This is a genomic window from Vibrio sp. 1078-1 (assembly GCF_033340475.1).
This window is the reverse complement of sequence record NZ_JAWOWM010000005.1, coordinates 168,707-184,033: the sequence shown is the minus strand read 5'-3', so window position 1 is coordinate 184,033 and position 15,327 is coordinate 168,707. Positions and strand designations below refer to the sequence as shown.

General features: G+C 44.9%; 11 protein-coding genes. 7 read left to right on the top strand and 4 right to left on the bottom strand.

Annotation, left to right across the window (positions count from 1 at the left end; genetic code table 11):
• The first annotated feature begins 262 nt into the window (after positions 1–262).
• Together R7190_RS13120 and R7190_RS13115 are read left to right on the top strand one after the other, a co-directional pair.
• Positions 263–1,090: an MBL fold metallo-hydrolase gene (locus R7190_RS13120; protein ID WP_025767808.1), complete on the top strand. Its 828-nt coding sequence runs from the start codon at positions 263–265 to the stop codon at positions 1,088–1,090.
• Positions 1,091–1,340: 250 nt separating this feature from the next.
• On the top strand, positions 1,341–1,742 hold the full coding sequence (locus tag R7190_RS13115; RefSeq protein WP_005388788.1) for a VOC family protein: 402 nt from the start codon (positions 1,341–1,343) through the stop codon (positions 1,740–1,742).
• 241 nt (positions 1,743–1,983) lie between these two features.
• Here R7190_RS13115 and gcvP read toward each other — a convergent pair whose 3' ends face one another.
• The 3 genes from gcvP to R7190_RS13100 all read right to left on the bottom strand — a co-directional run bounded on the left by gcvP (position 1,984) and on the right by R7190_RS13100 (position 6,704).
• The gene (gene gcvP, locus R7190_RS13110) at positions 1,984–4,848 is read right to left on the bottom strand and encodes an aminomethyl-transferring glycine dehydrogenase (protein WP_186585344.1); all 2,865 of its coding nucleotides are present in this window, start codon (positions 4,846–4,848) and stop codon (positions 1,984–1,986) included.
• A 126-nt stretch (positions 4,849–4,974) separates the two neighbouring features.
• The gene (gcvH, locus tag R7190_RS13105) at positions 4,975–5,355 is read right to left on the bottom strand and encodes a glycine cleavage system protein GcvH (protein WP_005376432.1); all 381 of its coding nucleotides are present in this window, start codon (positions 5,353–5,355) and stop codon (positions 4,975–4,977) included.
• Positions 5,356–5,408: 53 nt separating this feature from the next.
• Positions 5,409–6,704 (bottom strand): serine hydroxymethyltransferase, encoded by a 1,296-nt coding sequence (locus R7190_RS13100; protein WP_005376430.1) that lies wholly within the window; start codon positions 6,702–6,704, stop codon positions 5,409–5,411.
• A gap of 379 nt (positions 6,705–7,083) precedes the next feature.
• Here R7190_RS13100 and R7190_RS13095 point away from each other — a divergent pair, with 379 nt between their 5' ends.
• Both R7190_RS13095 and gcvT read left to right on the top strand, forming a co-directional pair.
• The gene (locus R7190_RS13095) at positions 7,084–7,707 is read left to right on the top strand and encodes a helix-turn-helix domain-containing protein (protein WP_005376429.1); all 624 of its coding nucleotides are present in this window, start codon (positions 7,084–7,086) and stop codon (positions 7,705–7,707) included.
• Positions 7,708–7,967: 260 nt separating this feature from the next.
• Positions 7,968–9,086: a glycine cleavage system aminomethyltransferase GcvT gene (gene gcvT / locus R7190_RS13090; protein ID WP_017820967.1), complete on the top strand. Its 1,119-nt coding sequence runs from the start codon at positions 7,968–7,970 to the stop codon at positions 9,084–9,086.
• A gap of 71 nt (positions 9,087–9,157) precedes the next feature.
• Here the strand turns inward: gcvT and vdeR are convergent, their stop codons facing one another.
• Entirely contained in the window at positions 9,158–9,886 is a 729-nt protein-coding gene (gene vdeR / locus R7190_RS13085) for an efflux transporter transcriptional repressor VdeR (RefSeq protein WP_005376423.1), read from the bottom strand.
• Positions 9,887–10,046: 160 nt separating this feature from the next.
• Here vdeR and R7190_RS13080 point away from each other — a divergent pair, with 160 nt between their 5' ends.
• From R7190_RS13080 to R7190_RS13070, 3 genes are read left to right on the top strand one after another with little or no spacing between them, the layout of a single operon-like run.
• Positions 10,047–11,120, top strand: coding sequence for an efflux RND transporter periplasmic adaptor subunit (locus tag R7190_RS13080; protein ID WP_017820965.1), 1,074 nt, complete (start codon positions 10,047–10,049; stop codon positions 11,118–11,120).
• A complete protein-coding gene (locus R7190_RS13075) occupies positions 11,120–12,181 on the top strand; it encodes an efflux RND transporter periplasmic adaptor subunit (RefSeq protein ID WP_025767806.1) in 1,062 nt (353 codons plus the stop codon). Before R7190_RS13080 ends, R7190_RS13075 begins: the two co-directional genes overlap by 1 nt.
• Positions 12,181–15,240 carry an efflux RND transporter permease subunit gene (locus R7190_RS13070; RefSeq protein ID WP_186585342.1) on the top strand — a complete coding sequence of 1,020 codons (3,060 nt, stop codon included), beginning with the start codon at positions 12,181–12,183 and terminating at the stop codon, positions 15,238–15,240. Before R7190_RS13075 ends, R7190_RS13070 begins: the two co-directional genes overlap by 1 nt.
• Positions 15,241–15,327: the final 87 nt, after the last annotated feature.

Below are 15,327 nucleotides of genomic sequence, written 5' to 3'. Positions count from 1 at the left end.
GGTTTATCACATTGTGCTGTGCCGCTAACCTCAAGTGAAGCTTCATGACTCTGCTTCAATTGAGTTCATTTATTTAACCTCTAAAAGAATCATGAATACATAGGCAGTTAATAGGATTCGAGTTTACAAGTGATTCGGTCAGCTAAAACTCAAGCTAAGTAGAAAGTATTTGCAGTTGTATTTGCCTCTGAAAATCGTTTAGAGCTTTCTCATCCGCGAGGTTCTATAAGAAATTATTAAGGATATATTTGTGTGTGATTTCGTGAAAAAAATTATTGTAGGTTTACTTTTCAGTGCTTCGTCTTTTGCTTCCTTAAGTCAATATGTTCCAGCAATGAATGATAAGAACGGTTATGTAGAACCATTTCAAATGTTTGATAATGTCTATTATGTAGGAGACAAGTGGGTCTCATCATATGCCATTGCTACAGACGACGGACTCGTTATCATTGATACGCTTGACTTCCCTTACTCTGAGTGGATACCTATCAACCTAGAGAAGCTAGGGCTAAAAGATAAGCCAATAACGCACATATTGGTAACTCATGGGCATTCTGACCACGTTGGAGGCGCCCAGTTACTTCAAGAGAAGTATGGTTCCAAAGTCGTGATGACCAAAAGCGCTCATGAACTAGCTATACAGCAATCAAACAAAAGCGAAGGTGAGAACAAGTTCCTTCCTCCAAATTTAGACATAGAGATAAAAAGCGATAGCTCTATGGCTATTGGTGGACATGAGTTTAAGTTCTATCTCACACCTGGCCACACGGAAGGTGATTATTCCTTAGACTTCACTGTTGAAGATAATGGCGAACAATATCGTGCTTTTATCGTTGGTGGGCATAGCGTAAGTAGCAATGATCCAGAAGTTATTGGCCAGTTCCTGACTAGCATGGAGAAAATTAGAAAAATTTCACTACAGGCACCTATTGTGAACGTTAACCTTTCGAACCATCCACATAAAAATTTCCTTTTTGAAAATAGGAAGAAGCTCGGCACAAGCGGTAACCCGTTTATCAGTGAGGCAAACTTCTTCATGTTCCTTAAGCAACAAGAAGATTTAGCTAAGGGAAAACTAGAAGAACTATAATACCGTGGTATACGAGCAGCCTTCTTTATTAGGTTAGAGATTTGCTCTTGAGTTATAGCTAAGGCTTTAATAAGTTGCTCAATCAAGATTCGACACTGGTGGCAGCTATATTGTTTGTCGGTTCTAGTGACAAAGGCGCCGTGCGTAAGCATTCGTATTGTGTGCCTTACACATTTGCAAGGCGTTATGTGCTTTCTAGAAAAGTCTCAAAATAGAGTACAATTAGCGTTTTGACACAGCGGAAATCATCATGGCCAAAACTGTTCAGCAGCAAATCGGAAACATTGCTCTAGTCGTTGAAAATTACGACGATGCTATCGAATTCTATACTCAAAAACTTCAATTCACTCTGGTTGAAGATACCAACCTAGGTGGTGGTAAACGCTGGGTTCAAGTTTCTCCTCCAAACTCCAATGGTACAAACCTACTTTTAGCTCAAGCGAGTACACCGGAGCAAACGCATGCAGTAGGAAATCAAACAGGTGGTCGTGTTTTCCTGTTTCTGCAAACTAATGATTTTTGGCGTGACTACGAGTTGATGAAGAAAAATGGTGTTGTATTTAATGAAGAGCCTCGTGTGGAAGAATACGGGACAGTGGTGGTGTTCCAAGATCTCTATGGTAATAAATGGGACTTACTGCAACTGAACTAGAAACTACATAGCACCTGCATAGCATAGTGTTCATGAGGAGTTTCCAACAAGCCTTTAAGGCTCTGAGATATTAGTGCTAATTCAAAGGTTCTCAGAAGTTACTGTATTTCTAAATCACTTTTGTGCAAACAATAACTAGCCATCATTCCTTCTCGATGTATCAACAAGTGTTAGGGCGGCACACCAAAAACAAAAAGGCGAACCAAACGGTTCGCCTTTGTCGATTTAGAGACTACAAAAATTAATCTTCGTAGTTATCGATGCTTGGGCATGAACAGATTAGGTTACGGTCGCCGTATACGTTATCTACGCGGTTTACCGTTGGCCAGTACTTCCAAGATTTGGTCGCTTTAGACGGGAAGCAGCCAATCTCGCGAGAGTAAGGGCGGTCCCAATCTTCAGCTGAAAGATCAACTTGTGTGTGTGGCGCGTTAACAAGTGGGTTGTTATCCAGTGGCCATTCACCGTTTTTCACTTTCTCCATTTCTTCGCGGATAGCGATCATCGCATCACAGAAGCGGTCCAGCTCTTCTAGATCTTCCGATTCCGTTGGCTCAACCATTAGCGTGCCCGCTACAGGGAACGACATAGTTGGTGCGTGGAAACCGTAGTCCATTAGACGCTTCGCGATGTCTTCTTCGCTGATACCTGTTTCTTCTTTCAGCGGACGAATGTCGATAATACATTCGTGCGCTACGCGGCCATTTTTGCCACGGTAAAGAACAGGGTAGTGTTGGCGAAGTGTTTCCATCACGTAGTTTGCGTTCAGAATTGCTACTTTTGTAGCATCTGTTAGGCCAGCTTCGCCCATCATTGCGATGTAAGCCCAAGAGATAGGCAGGATAGAAGCGCTACCCATATCTGCTGCTGATACTGCGAAATCTGCGCCTTCTACACCGTCTTCAATATGCCCTGGTAAGAAAGGAGCTAGGTGAGATTTCACACCGATAGGACCCATACCCGGACCGCCACCACCGTGCGGGATGCAGAAGGTTTTGTGTAGGTTTAGGTGAGAAACGTCTGAACCGATGAAGCCTGGTGATGTTAGACCAACCTGCGCGTTCATGTTAGCGCCGTCTAGGTAAACCTGACCACCAGCGGCATGAACCATTTCACACACTTCTTTCACTTTCTCTTCGTAAACGCCGTGCGTAGAAGGGTAAGTGATCATAATGCTTGATAGGTTGTCTTTGTGTTTCTCGATTTTCGCTGCTAGGTCGTCGATGTCGATGTTGCCTTCTTCATCACACTTAACCACAACCACTTTCATTGACACCATAGATGCTGTCGCAGGGTTAGTACCGTGCGCAGAGCTTGGGATCAAACATACGTTGCGGTGACCTTCGCCACGGCTTTCGTGGTAGCGTTGAATCGCGATAAGACCTGCGTACTCACCCGATGCACCAGAGTTTGGTTGTAGTGAGAATGCGTCATAGCCAGTGATTTCACATAGCTTTTCTTTAAGGTCTTTTGCGAGTGCAGCGTAACCAGCTGCTTGTTCTGCTGGTGCGAACGGGTGGATCGAACCAAACTCAGGCCAAGTTACTGGAATCATCTCTGCTGCTGCGTTCAGCTTCATCGTACAGCTGCCCAGTGGGATCATGCCGTGCGTGAGTGAGAAGTCTTTGTTCTCTAGCTGTTTTAGGTAACGCATCATCTGTGTTTCGCTGTGGTGCGTGTTAAACACAGGGTGTGTTAGATATTCTGTTGTGCGGCGCAATGCTTCTGGAATGGCTGCAAACTCGTTGCCTGCGATTTCAGTTGATAGTGCTGCGACTTCTTCTTTCACACCGAATACTGCGAATAGGGCTTCTACATCTGCCACGGTTGTGGTTTCGTCGAAGCTCACACCTAGCTGAGTACCCAACTTACGTAGGTTGATGTCTGCGGCTAGTGCTTTCGCGTATAGCTCTTCAGTTTGTGCACCTGTGTTGATAGTGATGGTGTCGAAGAAGCTGTTGTGAGCAAGCTCGAAGCCGCCTTTAGTTAGGCCAGCGGCTAGGATGGCTGTCATGTGGTGCGTACGACGAGCAATCGTGCGTAGACCTTCTGCGCCGTGGTAAACCGCGTAGAAAGACGCCATGTTCGCTAGCAGTGCTTGAGCAGTACAGATGTTTGAAGTCGCTTTTTCACGACGGATGTGCTGTTCACGCGTTTGCATTGCCATACGCAGTGCTTGGTTACCGTTGGTATCGATAGAAACACCGATAACACGACCAGGCATTGTACGCTTGTGCTTATCACGAGTTGCCATGAAAGCAGCGTGTGGACCGCCGTAACCCATCGGCACGCCAAAACGTTGTGCTGAACCGATTGCTACGTCTGCGCCCATTTCACCTGCAGGTTTAAGTAGGGTAGAAGCAAGAAGGTCCGTTGCTACAGTCACTAGTGTTTTGTTTGCTTGCGCTTTAGCGATGATGTCCGTTAGGTCACGAACTTCACCTGTTGTACTTGGGTATTGAACTAGTGCGCCGAACACGTCTTGCTCTGGTAGTGATTCTAAAGAACCAACCAAGACTTCAAAGCCGATGAATTTCGCACGAGTTTTTACCACTTCGATGGTTTGTGGGTGAACGTCGTCAGCAACGAAGAATACGTTGCTCTTGCTTTTACCCGCACGCTTACAAAGTGTCATCGCTTCTGCTGCTGCCGTTGCTTCATCGAGCAATGACGCGTTCGCGATTTCCATACCAGTAAGATCCATCACCATTTGTTGGTAGTTTAGAAGTGCTTCTAAACGACCTTGTGAGATTTCTGGTTGGTAAGGGGTGTAAGCAGTGTACCAGCCCGGGTTTTCCATCACGTTGCGTAGAATCACGTTCGGCGTGAAGGTGTTGTAGTAACCCTGACCAATGAATGTACGTTTAACTTGGTTCTGATCGGCGAACTTACGCATTGCTGCCAGCATGTCTGCTTCGCTTTTCGCTTCTGCCAAGCTCATTGGTTGCTCTAGGCGAATTTGTGCTGGTACGGTTTCGTCGATAAGCGAATCTAGGCTAACTGCGTTGATCGCTTCCAACATTTTCTGTTGGTCAGATTTGTTTGGTCCATTGTGGCGAGCAACGAACTCGTTTTGTGTGCTGAGGCTTTGAAGTAATTCAGTCATTGTCCTTTACCTACTCCTTGGTTCGGGTAACGGATTTGCGTTACTGATAAATTAAATTATACGTCCGAACCTAGAAAAAAAGCTGTTCTCTAAACAGGCTAGGGAACAGCTTTCGTCACATCCTAATTACTCTTCTTCGATAGAGTTTAGGTATTCGTCTGCGTCTTTCAGGTTATCTAGTTCAGATACATCAGACATCTTCACTTTTACGATCCAGCCACCTTCGTACGGCTCTTCGTTAATTAGCTCTGGGCTGTCTTCTAGTTCTTCATTGATTTCTACGATTTCACCAGTGATTGGTGCGTAGATGTCTGACGCTGCTTTTACAGATTCAACGAGAGAGAAGCTTTCACCTGCTTCAACTTCGTCTTCTACGTCTGGTAGGTCAACGAATACCACGTCACCTAGCATTTCTTGTGCATGCTCAGAAATACCAATTGTTACTGTGCCGTCACCGTTGTCACGTACCCACTCGTGGCTATCTGCAAACTTCAGTGTTTTGTCCATTGCTTAATCTCCGAATAACTTGTCAGGAATTATTATGATTTTAAAAAAATCGTTTACTGGTATAGAGGAAAGCGACTGCAAAGTTCTTTTACTTCTTTGCGAACGCGTTTTTCAACTTCTGCGTCACCTTCAGGGTTGTTCACTAAACCGTCCAGTACGTCACCAATCCAATTACCGATGAGTTTGAATTCTTCAGCGCCAAAGCCGCGGCTTGTACCCGCAGGCGTTCCTAAACGGATGCCCGATGTAATCATAGGCTTCTCTGTATCGAATGGGATGCCATTTTTGTTACATGTGATCCCAGCACGCTCTAGAGCTTCTTCTGCTTTATTGCCTTTCAACCCTTTCGGACGAAGGTCAACCAGCATTAGGTGCGTGTCTGTGCCACCAGTTACGATGTCGCAACCGCGAGTTTGCAATACTTCCGCTAGGACTTTTGCGTTATTGATCACCGAATCAATATAAGTTTTAAATTCAGGGCCAAGCGCTTCACCAAATGCGACCGCTTTGGCTGCGATAACGTGCATCAGTGGGCCACCTTGTAGGCCAGGGAATACGGCTGAGTTGATTTTCTTAATGATGTCTTCGTGGTTAGTAAGAATCATACCGCCGCGAGGGCCACGCAATGTTTTGTGTGTTGTAGTCGTAACAACGTGTGCGTGTGGCAGTGGGCTAGGGTGCGCGCCTGTTGCGATAAGACCGGCGATGTGTGCCATGTCGACCATAAGAATTGCATTTACTTCGTCTGCGATTTCACGGAATTTTGCAAAGTCGATAGTACGTGGAATAGCGCTACCACCTGCGATGATCATTTTAGGTTGGTGCTCAAGTGCTAGCTCACGAACATCTTCGTAGTTGATTTCCAGTGTTTCGCGATCAACACCGTATTGAACTGCATTAAACCATTTACCAGAAAGTGCAGGGCGTGCACCGTGCGTCAGGTGACCACCTGCGTCTAAAGACATACCAAGAATGGTGTCACCAGGTTGAAGCAGTGCTAGTTTTACTGCGCCGTTTGCTTGTGCGCCTGAGTGTGGTTGAACGTTTGCGTATTCACAATTGAAAAGTTTTTTTGCGCGTTCGATAGCAATGGCTTCCACTGTATCTACGTGCTCACAACCACCATAGTAACGACGACCTGGGTAGCCTTCAGCGTATTTGTTTGTTAGGCATGTGCCTTGAGCTTGCATTACCGCTTTAGAAACAATGTTCTCAGAAGCGATAAGTTCGATTTGTTCGTTTTGGCGAGCGGATTCCGCTTGAATTCCAGCAAAGACAGCATCATCTGTCGCAGAGAGGTTGGTAGAGAAAAAGTTTTCCAAGCTGTGGTTAGGGTAACTCTTATTCATGGTAGTTGACCTTCCAAATCTGAAAATGAACCCGCAATAGATGAGTTATGATTTGCGGTTGTGGTTCATTTGTCCTCAAAAACAGCTGAACTGCGTAGCAGAACAGAGTGAACATCCGGCCCTAAATTTGGGCAAAAACTCCGTTGGATTGCGTGTTTCCTTTACCAATCTCTTACGGAAATATGCATCTCTACATCTAACAAGTTGGTAACATAGCGCCTGTGACGGGAACAATCAACCAAAAATTTCCTATAGGAAACAAGATTTCAAAATTTGTTAACAAGAGCACGGTTTAATTCACTTGGTGGACTTCTATCCACTATGTGCTTCATGCACAATGCGAGTAAGACAAAAAATATGGATATCTATAGAGGGATTTATGGCAGAAAGTATTTACGATGAATACCCATCGATGACGTTGGCAAAAGAGCAACATGACCAAAATATCGAGCCGTTAAAACTGGGCCAGCGTATTAAGGATATCCGCTCGAAACTCGGTATCACATTAGAAGAGGCCAGTCAGCGAACCGGGCTTGCTCGATCTACACTGAGCAAAATAGAAAATGAGCAGATCTCCCCGACGTTTCAAGCGATGCAAAAATTGGCACTTGGCTTACAAATTGACATGCCACAACTATTTGAGCCACCTAGAAAAAAGGTAGCGACAGGGCGTAGGGATGTTACCAAGAAGAATGAAGGTAAACCACACCCAACACAAACTTATGAACATGAACTGCTCGCGACACAACTTTCCAATAAGAAAATGATGCCGTTTAAGAGCCAAATTCGAGCTCGTAGTTTTGATGAATATAAAGACTGGGTTCGTCATGATGGCGAAGAATTTCTGCTTATCTTATCTGGTGAGGTCATGTTCTATTCTGAGTTTTACGAACCTGTTGTTTTAAGCGAGGGAGACAGCGTTTATTACGATGCAAATATGGGACATATGTTGACCAGTGTTAGCGAGGAAGATGCGCTCATTTTGTGGGTGACAGCCAAATAGTGATAAATACTTGTAAATTTCCTATAGTGAAAGCAAACGATTGCTGTTGGTGGTCGTTATGATGAAAAGGCGCTTTTTTGATGAGAACTTGCTCATTAAAGCGCTTTTTTTGTACGATTTGTTGTGATTAAAATGTTAAGAGTCACACTTTTGCAAGTCGATCTACGTCTTGTTCGTGCAAAATAGAATGAGCCATGTTTATTATTGGAAACACATCGAATGCCGATAGCATTCTCGGGTCTATCTAAATGGAGACGAAAATGACTCAAGAACTACTGAAAACACCACTACACGCACTTCACGTTGAAGTTGGTGCCAAAATGGTCCCGTTCGCGGGTTACGATATGCCTGTTCAGTATCCTCTAGGCGTAAAGAAGGAACACTTACATACTCGTGATGCGGCAGGTCTGTTTGACGTTTCTCACATGGGACAGCTTCGCCTAATTGGTGACGGTGCAGCTGCGTTCCTAGAAACATTAGTTCCAGTGGATATTGTGGATCTTGAGTCTGGTAAACAGCGTTACGCTTTTTTCACTAATGAAGAGGGCGGCATCATGGACGACTTGATGGTGGCTAACCTAGGCGATCATCTGTTTGTGGTTGTGAACGCAGCATGTAAAGCGCAAGATATCGCACACCTACAAGCGCATTTACCATCTGGTGTTGAGCTAGAAATTATCGAAGACCGAGCTCTACTTGCAATCCAAGGCCCTAAAGCGGCGGCTGTATTGGCGCGTTTTGCACCAGAAGTTTCTGAAATGCTGTTCATGGATATTCGTAAAGTCGATATTTTAGGCGCCGAGTGCATTGTTTCTCGTAGTGGTTATACAGGCGAAGACGGTTACGAAATCTCGGTTCCTGCTGACAAAGCGGAAGAGCTAGCACGTAAACTGACTGCTGAAGATGAAGTTGAATGGATTGGCCTTGGTGCTCGTGATTCGCTTCGTCTTGAGTGTGGCCTTTGTCTATACGGTCATGACCTAGACACAACAACAACACCTGTTGAAGCGAGCTTGCTATGGGGTATCCAAAAAGTTCGTCGTATTGGTGGTGAACGTGAAGGTGGTTTCCCTGGCGCAGACATTATTCTTAAGCAGATTGAGACTAAAGATGTGGCGCGTAAGCGTGTGGGTCTAGTAGGTCAAACCAAAGCGCCAGTGCGTGAAGGTGTTGAACTGTTTGATGCTGACGGCGTTAAAATTGGCGTTGTAACCAGCGGTACGGCGGGTCCGAATGCAGGTAAGCCAGTCTCAATGGGTTATGTTCGTGCGGATTTGGCGGCGATTGGTACTGAAGTGTTCGCTGAAGTGCGTGGTAAAATGCTACCAATGACAGTTGAAAAAATGCCGTTCGTACCACAACGCTACTACCGTGGTTAAAACGAATTGAAACAAAAATGCCGAGCTTTGTAGCTCGGCATTTTTTATGTCTTCTTTTCGCTTGTTTACTTTTAGTTTACTGCTTCATCAATAGTACAGCACATATCAATAACGATATCTTCAAGCTTTTCCGGATGAATCATCTCTTCTTTTGGGATCCCAAATTGAGAGGCCATAATGGTATTAAACAATTCCCAATGCTTGATCAGCAGTTTTTCGCGATTATCTGCAATATCCGGCCATGTTTCTTGCATCATTGGCGCGAGACTGACAGCACCATGTGCGAAGATCAACATTTGCCACTTTGATTCCCACTGATCAAATTGTGCATTAGGGTTTTCGCTGTTGTACTGCTCGAAAATTCCGGTAAATATCGCAGCGAACTCATCTTTTGACTTTAAGAAATACTGCAGCAGAGCACCGTCATCGCCTTGTCGAATGGCATCGGCGATCATCTGTACTGGATGAGGATTGACGAGAGCAAATGCTAGCATGCGAACCATAAACAGATAAATTTTTCTATTCGAAGGTGTGTTCTCCGGCATTTCATTGATGAGTTCAGCCATATAGCACTGCATGAACTCGTCCATTGCATCGCTAACCGCTTGCCAGATTTTCTCTTTGCTGCCGAAGTGGTGACGGATCAAACTATGTGAAACACCAGCCTTTTCACTGATATTGCGCAGCGAGACACGCTCGTAACCAAGTTCACAAAACATATCTGCTGCCACTTTAAGGATCAGACACTTAGTTTGTTCTGCTGCTTCAGCACTTCTACGCCCCTGCTTTCTTTCATTCATAGTTCGAATTTTCCCGAATATTAATCACGCGCTTACTTTTACCAGAAACCGAACGCTTTGACTAATTAATTTGCTATCCACCTGGAAAATATGTTGATCAATTTCAAATTCTGCTTATACTGCACGGCTGTGTAATATATAAAACCTACGGAGAAAGCGGGTGCGAAAACAATATTTAAAGCGCACTTTAGTTGGCGCAGTGGTGACATTAAGTCTTTCTGGGATGCTAACTGGGTGTAATAAAGCCATTTCTGAGCCGTCTGAACCTTTAATCAAACCTGTAAAATTACTGGCGGTGAAAGACCTAGAACTTGAAGACTCGCACGCCTTTTTAGCGCGTATTGATGCAACACATCGCGCGCAGCTTTCTTTTCAGGTTGGTGGAGAGGTTGATGAATTACGTGTACGCATGGGTCAAAAAGTCCAAAAAGGTGAAGTGCTCGCAACGTTAGACCCTAAAGATCTTCAGCTTGCGTTAGATGCCGCTCAAGCGCAGTACGCGTTAGCGAAAACACAATGGGACCGCGCGAAAAACCTTTACGGAAAAAAACTCATTAGTACTGATGAGTACGATCAGAAAGAAACTCAATATAAAGCGGCATTGGCGAACTACGAACAAGCTAAAACCGATTTGAGCTATACCAAAATTCACGCACCGTTTGATGGCATTGTGTCATATACCTATGTCAACCCGTTTCAAGTAGTAGCAGAGAAGCAGGAGATCTTGAATCTCATTGATAACACGACGTTGGATGTATCTTTCACCTTGCCAGTAAGTTATGCGGAATCTGTATCACTTGAGTCACTGCAAAACTCCGATATGTGGGTGACGATGGATAGCGAGCCAGGAAAACGTATCCCTGGGCAATTTAAAGAAATTTCGACGCAGCCAAACATCGATACCAATAGTTATGAGGCGATCGTGACCATCACTCGACCAGAAGATCGCAATTTGCTGACAGGTATGACTGGGCAGGTACACATTGCTAAACAACATGTATCGGACGCGATGACGTTACCTCAGTCTGCTTGGGTCAACAAAAATGGGACGCAAGGTGAAGTTTGGGTAATGGACAGAAGCACGCAGCAGGTCAATAAAGTCACTGTGTCACTTGACGCAGCAGGTGGTGTGAAAGCCGGGCTTGATAACAATGATTACGTTGTTATTGCTGGTGTTGAGAGACTGGTTGAAGGACAAGTGGTGAAAGCTTGGGTTCGTGAGGGAGGCATTTAATGAAACGTTCTCTACTTACGATCTCTGCGATTGCACTTGCAGTTTTAACAGGGTGCAAAAATGAAAACCAAGCTATCGTCAAGCAGCCACTTTTTGTGTCGACTATCTCGGTGGATGCACCAGTACAAAGTCAACATCGCGCGTTCAAAGGCATAGTAGTGCCTGCAGAGCAAACGCCAATGGCATTTCGCCGCGCTGGGGAAGTTCAGCACGTATTGGTTAAAGCGGGTGACGTTGTGAAGCAGGGGCAAATGATCGCAAAGCTAGATGATAGCAAAGAGAAGCAAGCCGTGAATGACGCAGAAGCACAATACACACTCGCAATTCGTCAGCTTAAACGCGGTGAAGACTTGCATGCACGTCAAATGATTTCAAAAGCGGAACTTGATGAGCTAACCGCCAATAAAGAGCTAGCTGAGGCTACTTTCTATAACGCGACCAATCAATTGAATTACACCCGTTTATTCGCCCCGTTCGCCGGTAAAGTATCCGATGTTTTCAAAGAACGTTTTGAGCGTGTGGCAATTGGTGAACCCGTGTTAAACCTATACCAAAACGATTTGGTTTACGTGCGTATTGAGCTTTCCGACAATGTTTTAGCGATGGTAGACCCAAACTCAGACAGCATGAGCTACAAGCCTAGAGCAACCTTCTCCGGCATCGATGGCAGATTTGCTTTGGACTATTTAGAGCACACAAGTGAACCCAACGCTGAAACTCAAACCTACGAAATGTACTTGACGATGCCACAGCCAAAAACAGAGATATTGCCGGGAACCAGCGTAAGCGTTTTGGTCGATATGGTGAAGGCGGGCATTACCTCTATTGATGGTTACAGTGTTCCTGTCACGGCGCTTCAAGCAGGCAGTGAAGGGAATGAGTTCTTTGTGTGGAAAAAAGAAGGTGACATTGTCACACGAGTGCCTGTCATGATTTCTCAAGTGAATGGCAATGGAGCCATTGTGTCGTCAGGTGTTAGCCAGGGCGATATTCTGATTAATTCAAATCTGCGTAAATTACGCGAAGGTAAACATGTGGATGTTGTGGAGAATAACCAATAATGAACATTGCTGAGTATTCAATAAAAAACAAAGTCATCAGCTGGTTGTTCATTATTATCCTTGCTGTTGGTGGTTTAACGTCATTTTTGGAGCTTGGACGATTAGAAGACCCGGCATTTACGATCAAAGATGCCATGATCATCTCAACATACCCTGGCGCGACGTCAAAAGAAGTTGAAGAAGAGCTGACGTATCCTCTAGAAAAAGAGATTCGAAAACTCCCTTATATCGACAAAATTACCTCTACGTCTTCTAATGGTATGTCTCAAATAACGGTGAGCATGGAAATGGACTATGGTCCTGATGAACTGCCGCAAATTTGGGATGAAATGCGCCGTAAAATTAATGATTTACGACCATCATTGCCTCAAGGTGTTCAGTCTTTACAGATCATTGATGATTTCGGTGACGTTTATGGCGTGATGTTAATGCTCACTGGTGACGATTACGACTATGTAGAGCTGAAACGTTATGCGGATTACCTGACCCGTGAAATCGAGCTTGTTGATGGTGTTGGTAAGGTAGACATCACGGGCGATCAGCAAGAAATGCTATTCGTTGAGATCTCACTTGATCGCCTTGCTGCACTGAACTTAGACATGAATGTGGTTTCGAGCTTGTTGAACCAGCAAAACAATGTGGTTTCAGCAGGTGAAGTGATGGTCAATGGCGAAAGCCTTGTTATTCGCCCAAGCGGCACCTTAAACACTGTAGAAGCACTAGAAAATCTGATCATTCATGGCCGTGACACAGGAAATCTAATTCGTCTAAAAGACGTAGCAACGATTTCTCGCGGTATTCAAGAGAAGCCAGGCAACGTCGTACTCTTTAACGGTCAAAAAGCGATTAATATCGGTATCTCGTTTGCGTCGGGTGTGAACGTGGTTGAGGTTGGTGAACGTTTGGATGCGGAGCTCGCGATCCTAGAGTCTATCAAGCCTGCTGGCATCGATATGAACTACTTTTACAACCAAGCCAATGAGGTGGATGAATCTGTTAAAGCGTTTGTAATTAGTCTAGCGGAGGCAGTGGCGATCGTAATCATTGTGTTGCTGTTTACTATGGGTTTACGCAGTGGTGTCATCATTGGAGTTGTGTTGTTATTGACGGTATTTGGTACCTTCATTTTGATGAATTACAACAACATCGAACTGCATCGTATTTCTCTTGGCGCGTTAATTATTGCCTTGGGTATGCTGGTTGATAACGCGATTGTTGTCGTGGAAGGCATATTGGTTGGCCTAAAGAAAGGGCGTACCAAAGTTCAAGCGGCTGTCGATATTGTAAAGCAAACACAATGGCCTTTGCTGGGCGCAACTGTTATTGCAATTACGGCTTTTGCACCTATCGGTTTGTCGCAAGATGCGACAGGTGAGTTCATGGGCTCTCTATTCTGGGTGCTGTGTTTCTCACTATTTTTAAGCTGGATTACCGCTATTACACTGACGCCTTTCCTTGCCGATCTTTTGTTGAAAGAGGAAAACAAAGAGCAGGGTACTAGCGAAGATGATCCTTATAAAGGCTGGTTGTTTGTCGTATTTGGGGCATCACTGAAATTTGCATTGCGATTCCGCTGGCTTACCGTTGCTGGCATGGTGGCGCTATTAGTGGGTGCTGTCGTGGCATTTGGTAATGTAAAACAGCAGTTCTTCCCACCATCGAATACGCCGATGTTCTACGTGGATATGTGGATGCCAGAGGGTACTGACATCCGTGAAACGATTAAAAAAGCTGAAGAGGTCGAAAGCTACATTCGTCAGCAAGATGATATTGACTTTGTTTCTGCTTCGATTGGGCAGGGCCTACAGCGTTTTGCTTTAACCTATCAACCAGAAAAAAGTTACGAAGCGTACGCGCAGTTCCAAGTTCGCGCGACTGATCGTGAGAAAATGTTTGGTTTACTGCATAAGTTAGATGAGAATCTGGCGAAAACATTTGATGCGCCTACGTTCCAGTTTAAATTGATGGAATTTGGTCCATCACCAGCGTCTAAGATCGAAGCGCGTATTACTGGCCCTGATCCACAAGTTTTACGTGACTTGGCGGTGCAAGTTGAAGACATCCTTCATACCGATCCTGGTGCCCGAAACATTCGTCACGATTGGCGAGAGCGCACCAAGGAACTTGTACCCGTTTTCAATGAGTCTAAAGCTCGTCGCTTAGGTATTTCGAAAGAAGATCTTTCAAGCACACTGCAAATGGCGTTTGGTGGTAGCACCTTAGGTTACTTGCGTGATGGTACACATACGTTGCCAATTATGACACGCCTTCCTGAAGAAGAACGCGTAGATTTTGAATCACTACAAAACGTGACCATTTGGAGTCCTTCGTTGCAAACTTATATTCCGGTTGATCAAGTGATTGATGGCGTTCAACTGGATTGGAGTGAGCCGCTAATTCAGCGTCGTGACCGTAAGCGTACGTTAACCGTTCTCGCGGACCATGATGTGTTGAGTGACGACACGGCAGCAAGCTTATTTGCTCGTGTACAGCCTAAAGTGATGGCATTGCATGTTCCAGAAGGGTACGAAATCACATGGGGTGGTGAGTACGAATCATCCAAAGATGCACAAGAAGGCCTATTCGGTTCATTGCCGATGGGTTACTTGTTGATGTTCATCATTACTATTTTACTGTTTAACTCAATCAAAAAGCCGTTGGTCATTTGGTTCACCGTTCCGTTAGCGATCATTGGCGTTGCTTTTGGTTTGCTTACCACGAACATGCCGTTCAGTTTTACAGCATTCCTTGGTTTGTTAAGCCTAAGTGGCATGATTTTGAAAAACGGTATTGTGTTGCTTGACCAAATTAACCTTGAGTTGGAGTCAGGTAAAGATCCTTACCTCGCGATTGTCGATAGTGCGATAAGCCGCGTTCGTCCGGTAAGTATGGCTGCCCTAACAACTATCTTGGGGATGATACCACTGGTCTTCGACGCCTTCTTTGGCTCGATGGCAATAACGATTATGGCAGGTCTTGGTTTTGCTACTGTACTGACACTGATAGTGGTGCCAGTGATGTTTGCAATTCTGTTTAGGGTAAAACCGACCACTGCATAGGGACTCCTGGCTATTTGCCAGCTTCCTGCCTAGCCCTGAAGGTTTTCTTCGGGGCTTTTTTGATCTTACTAATACATACCAAACCAT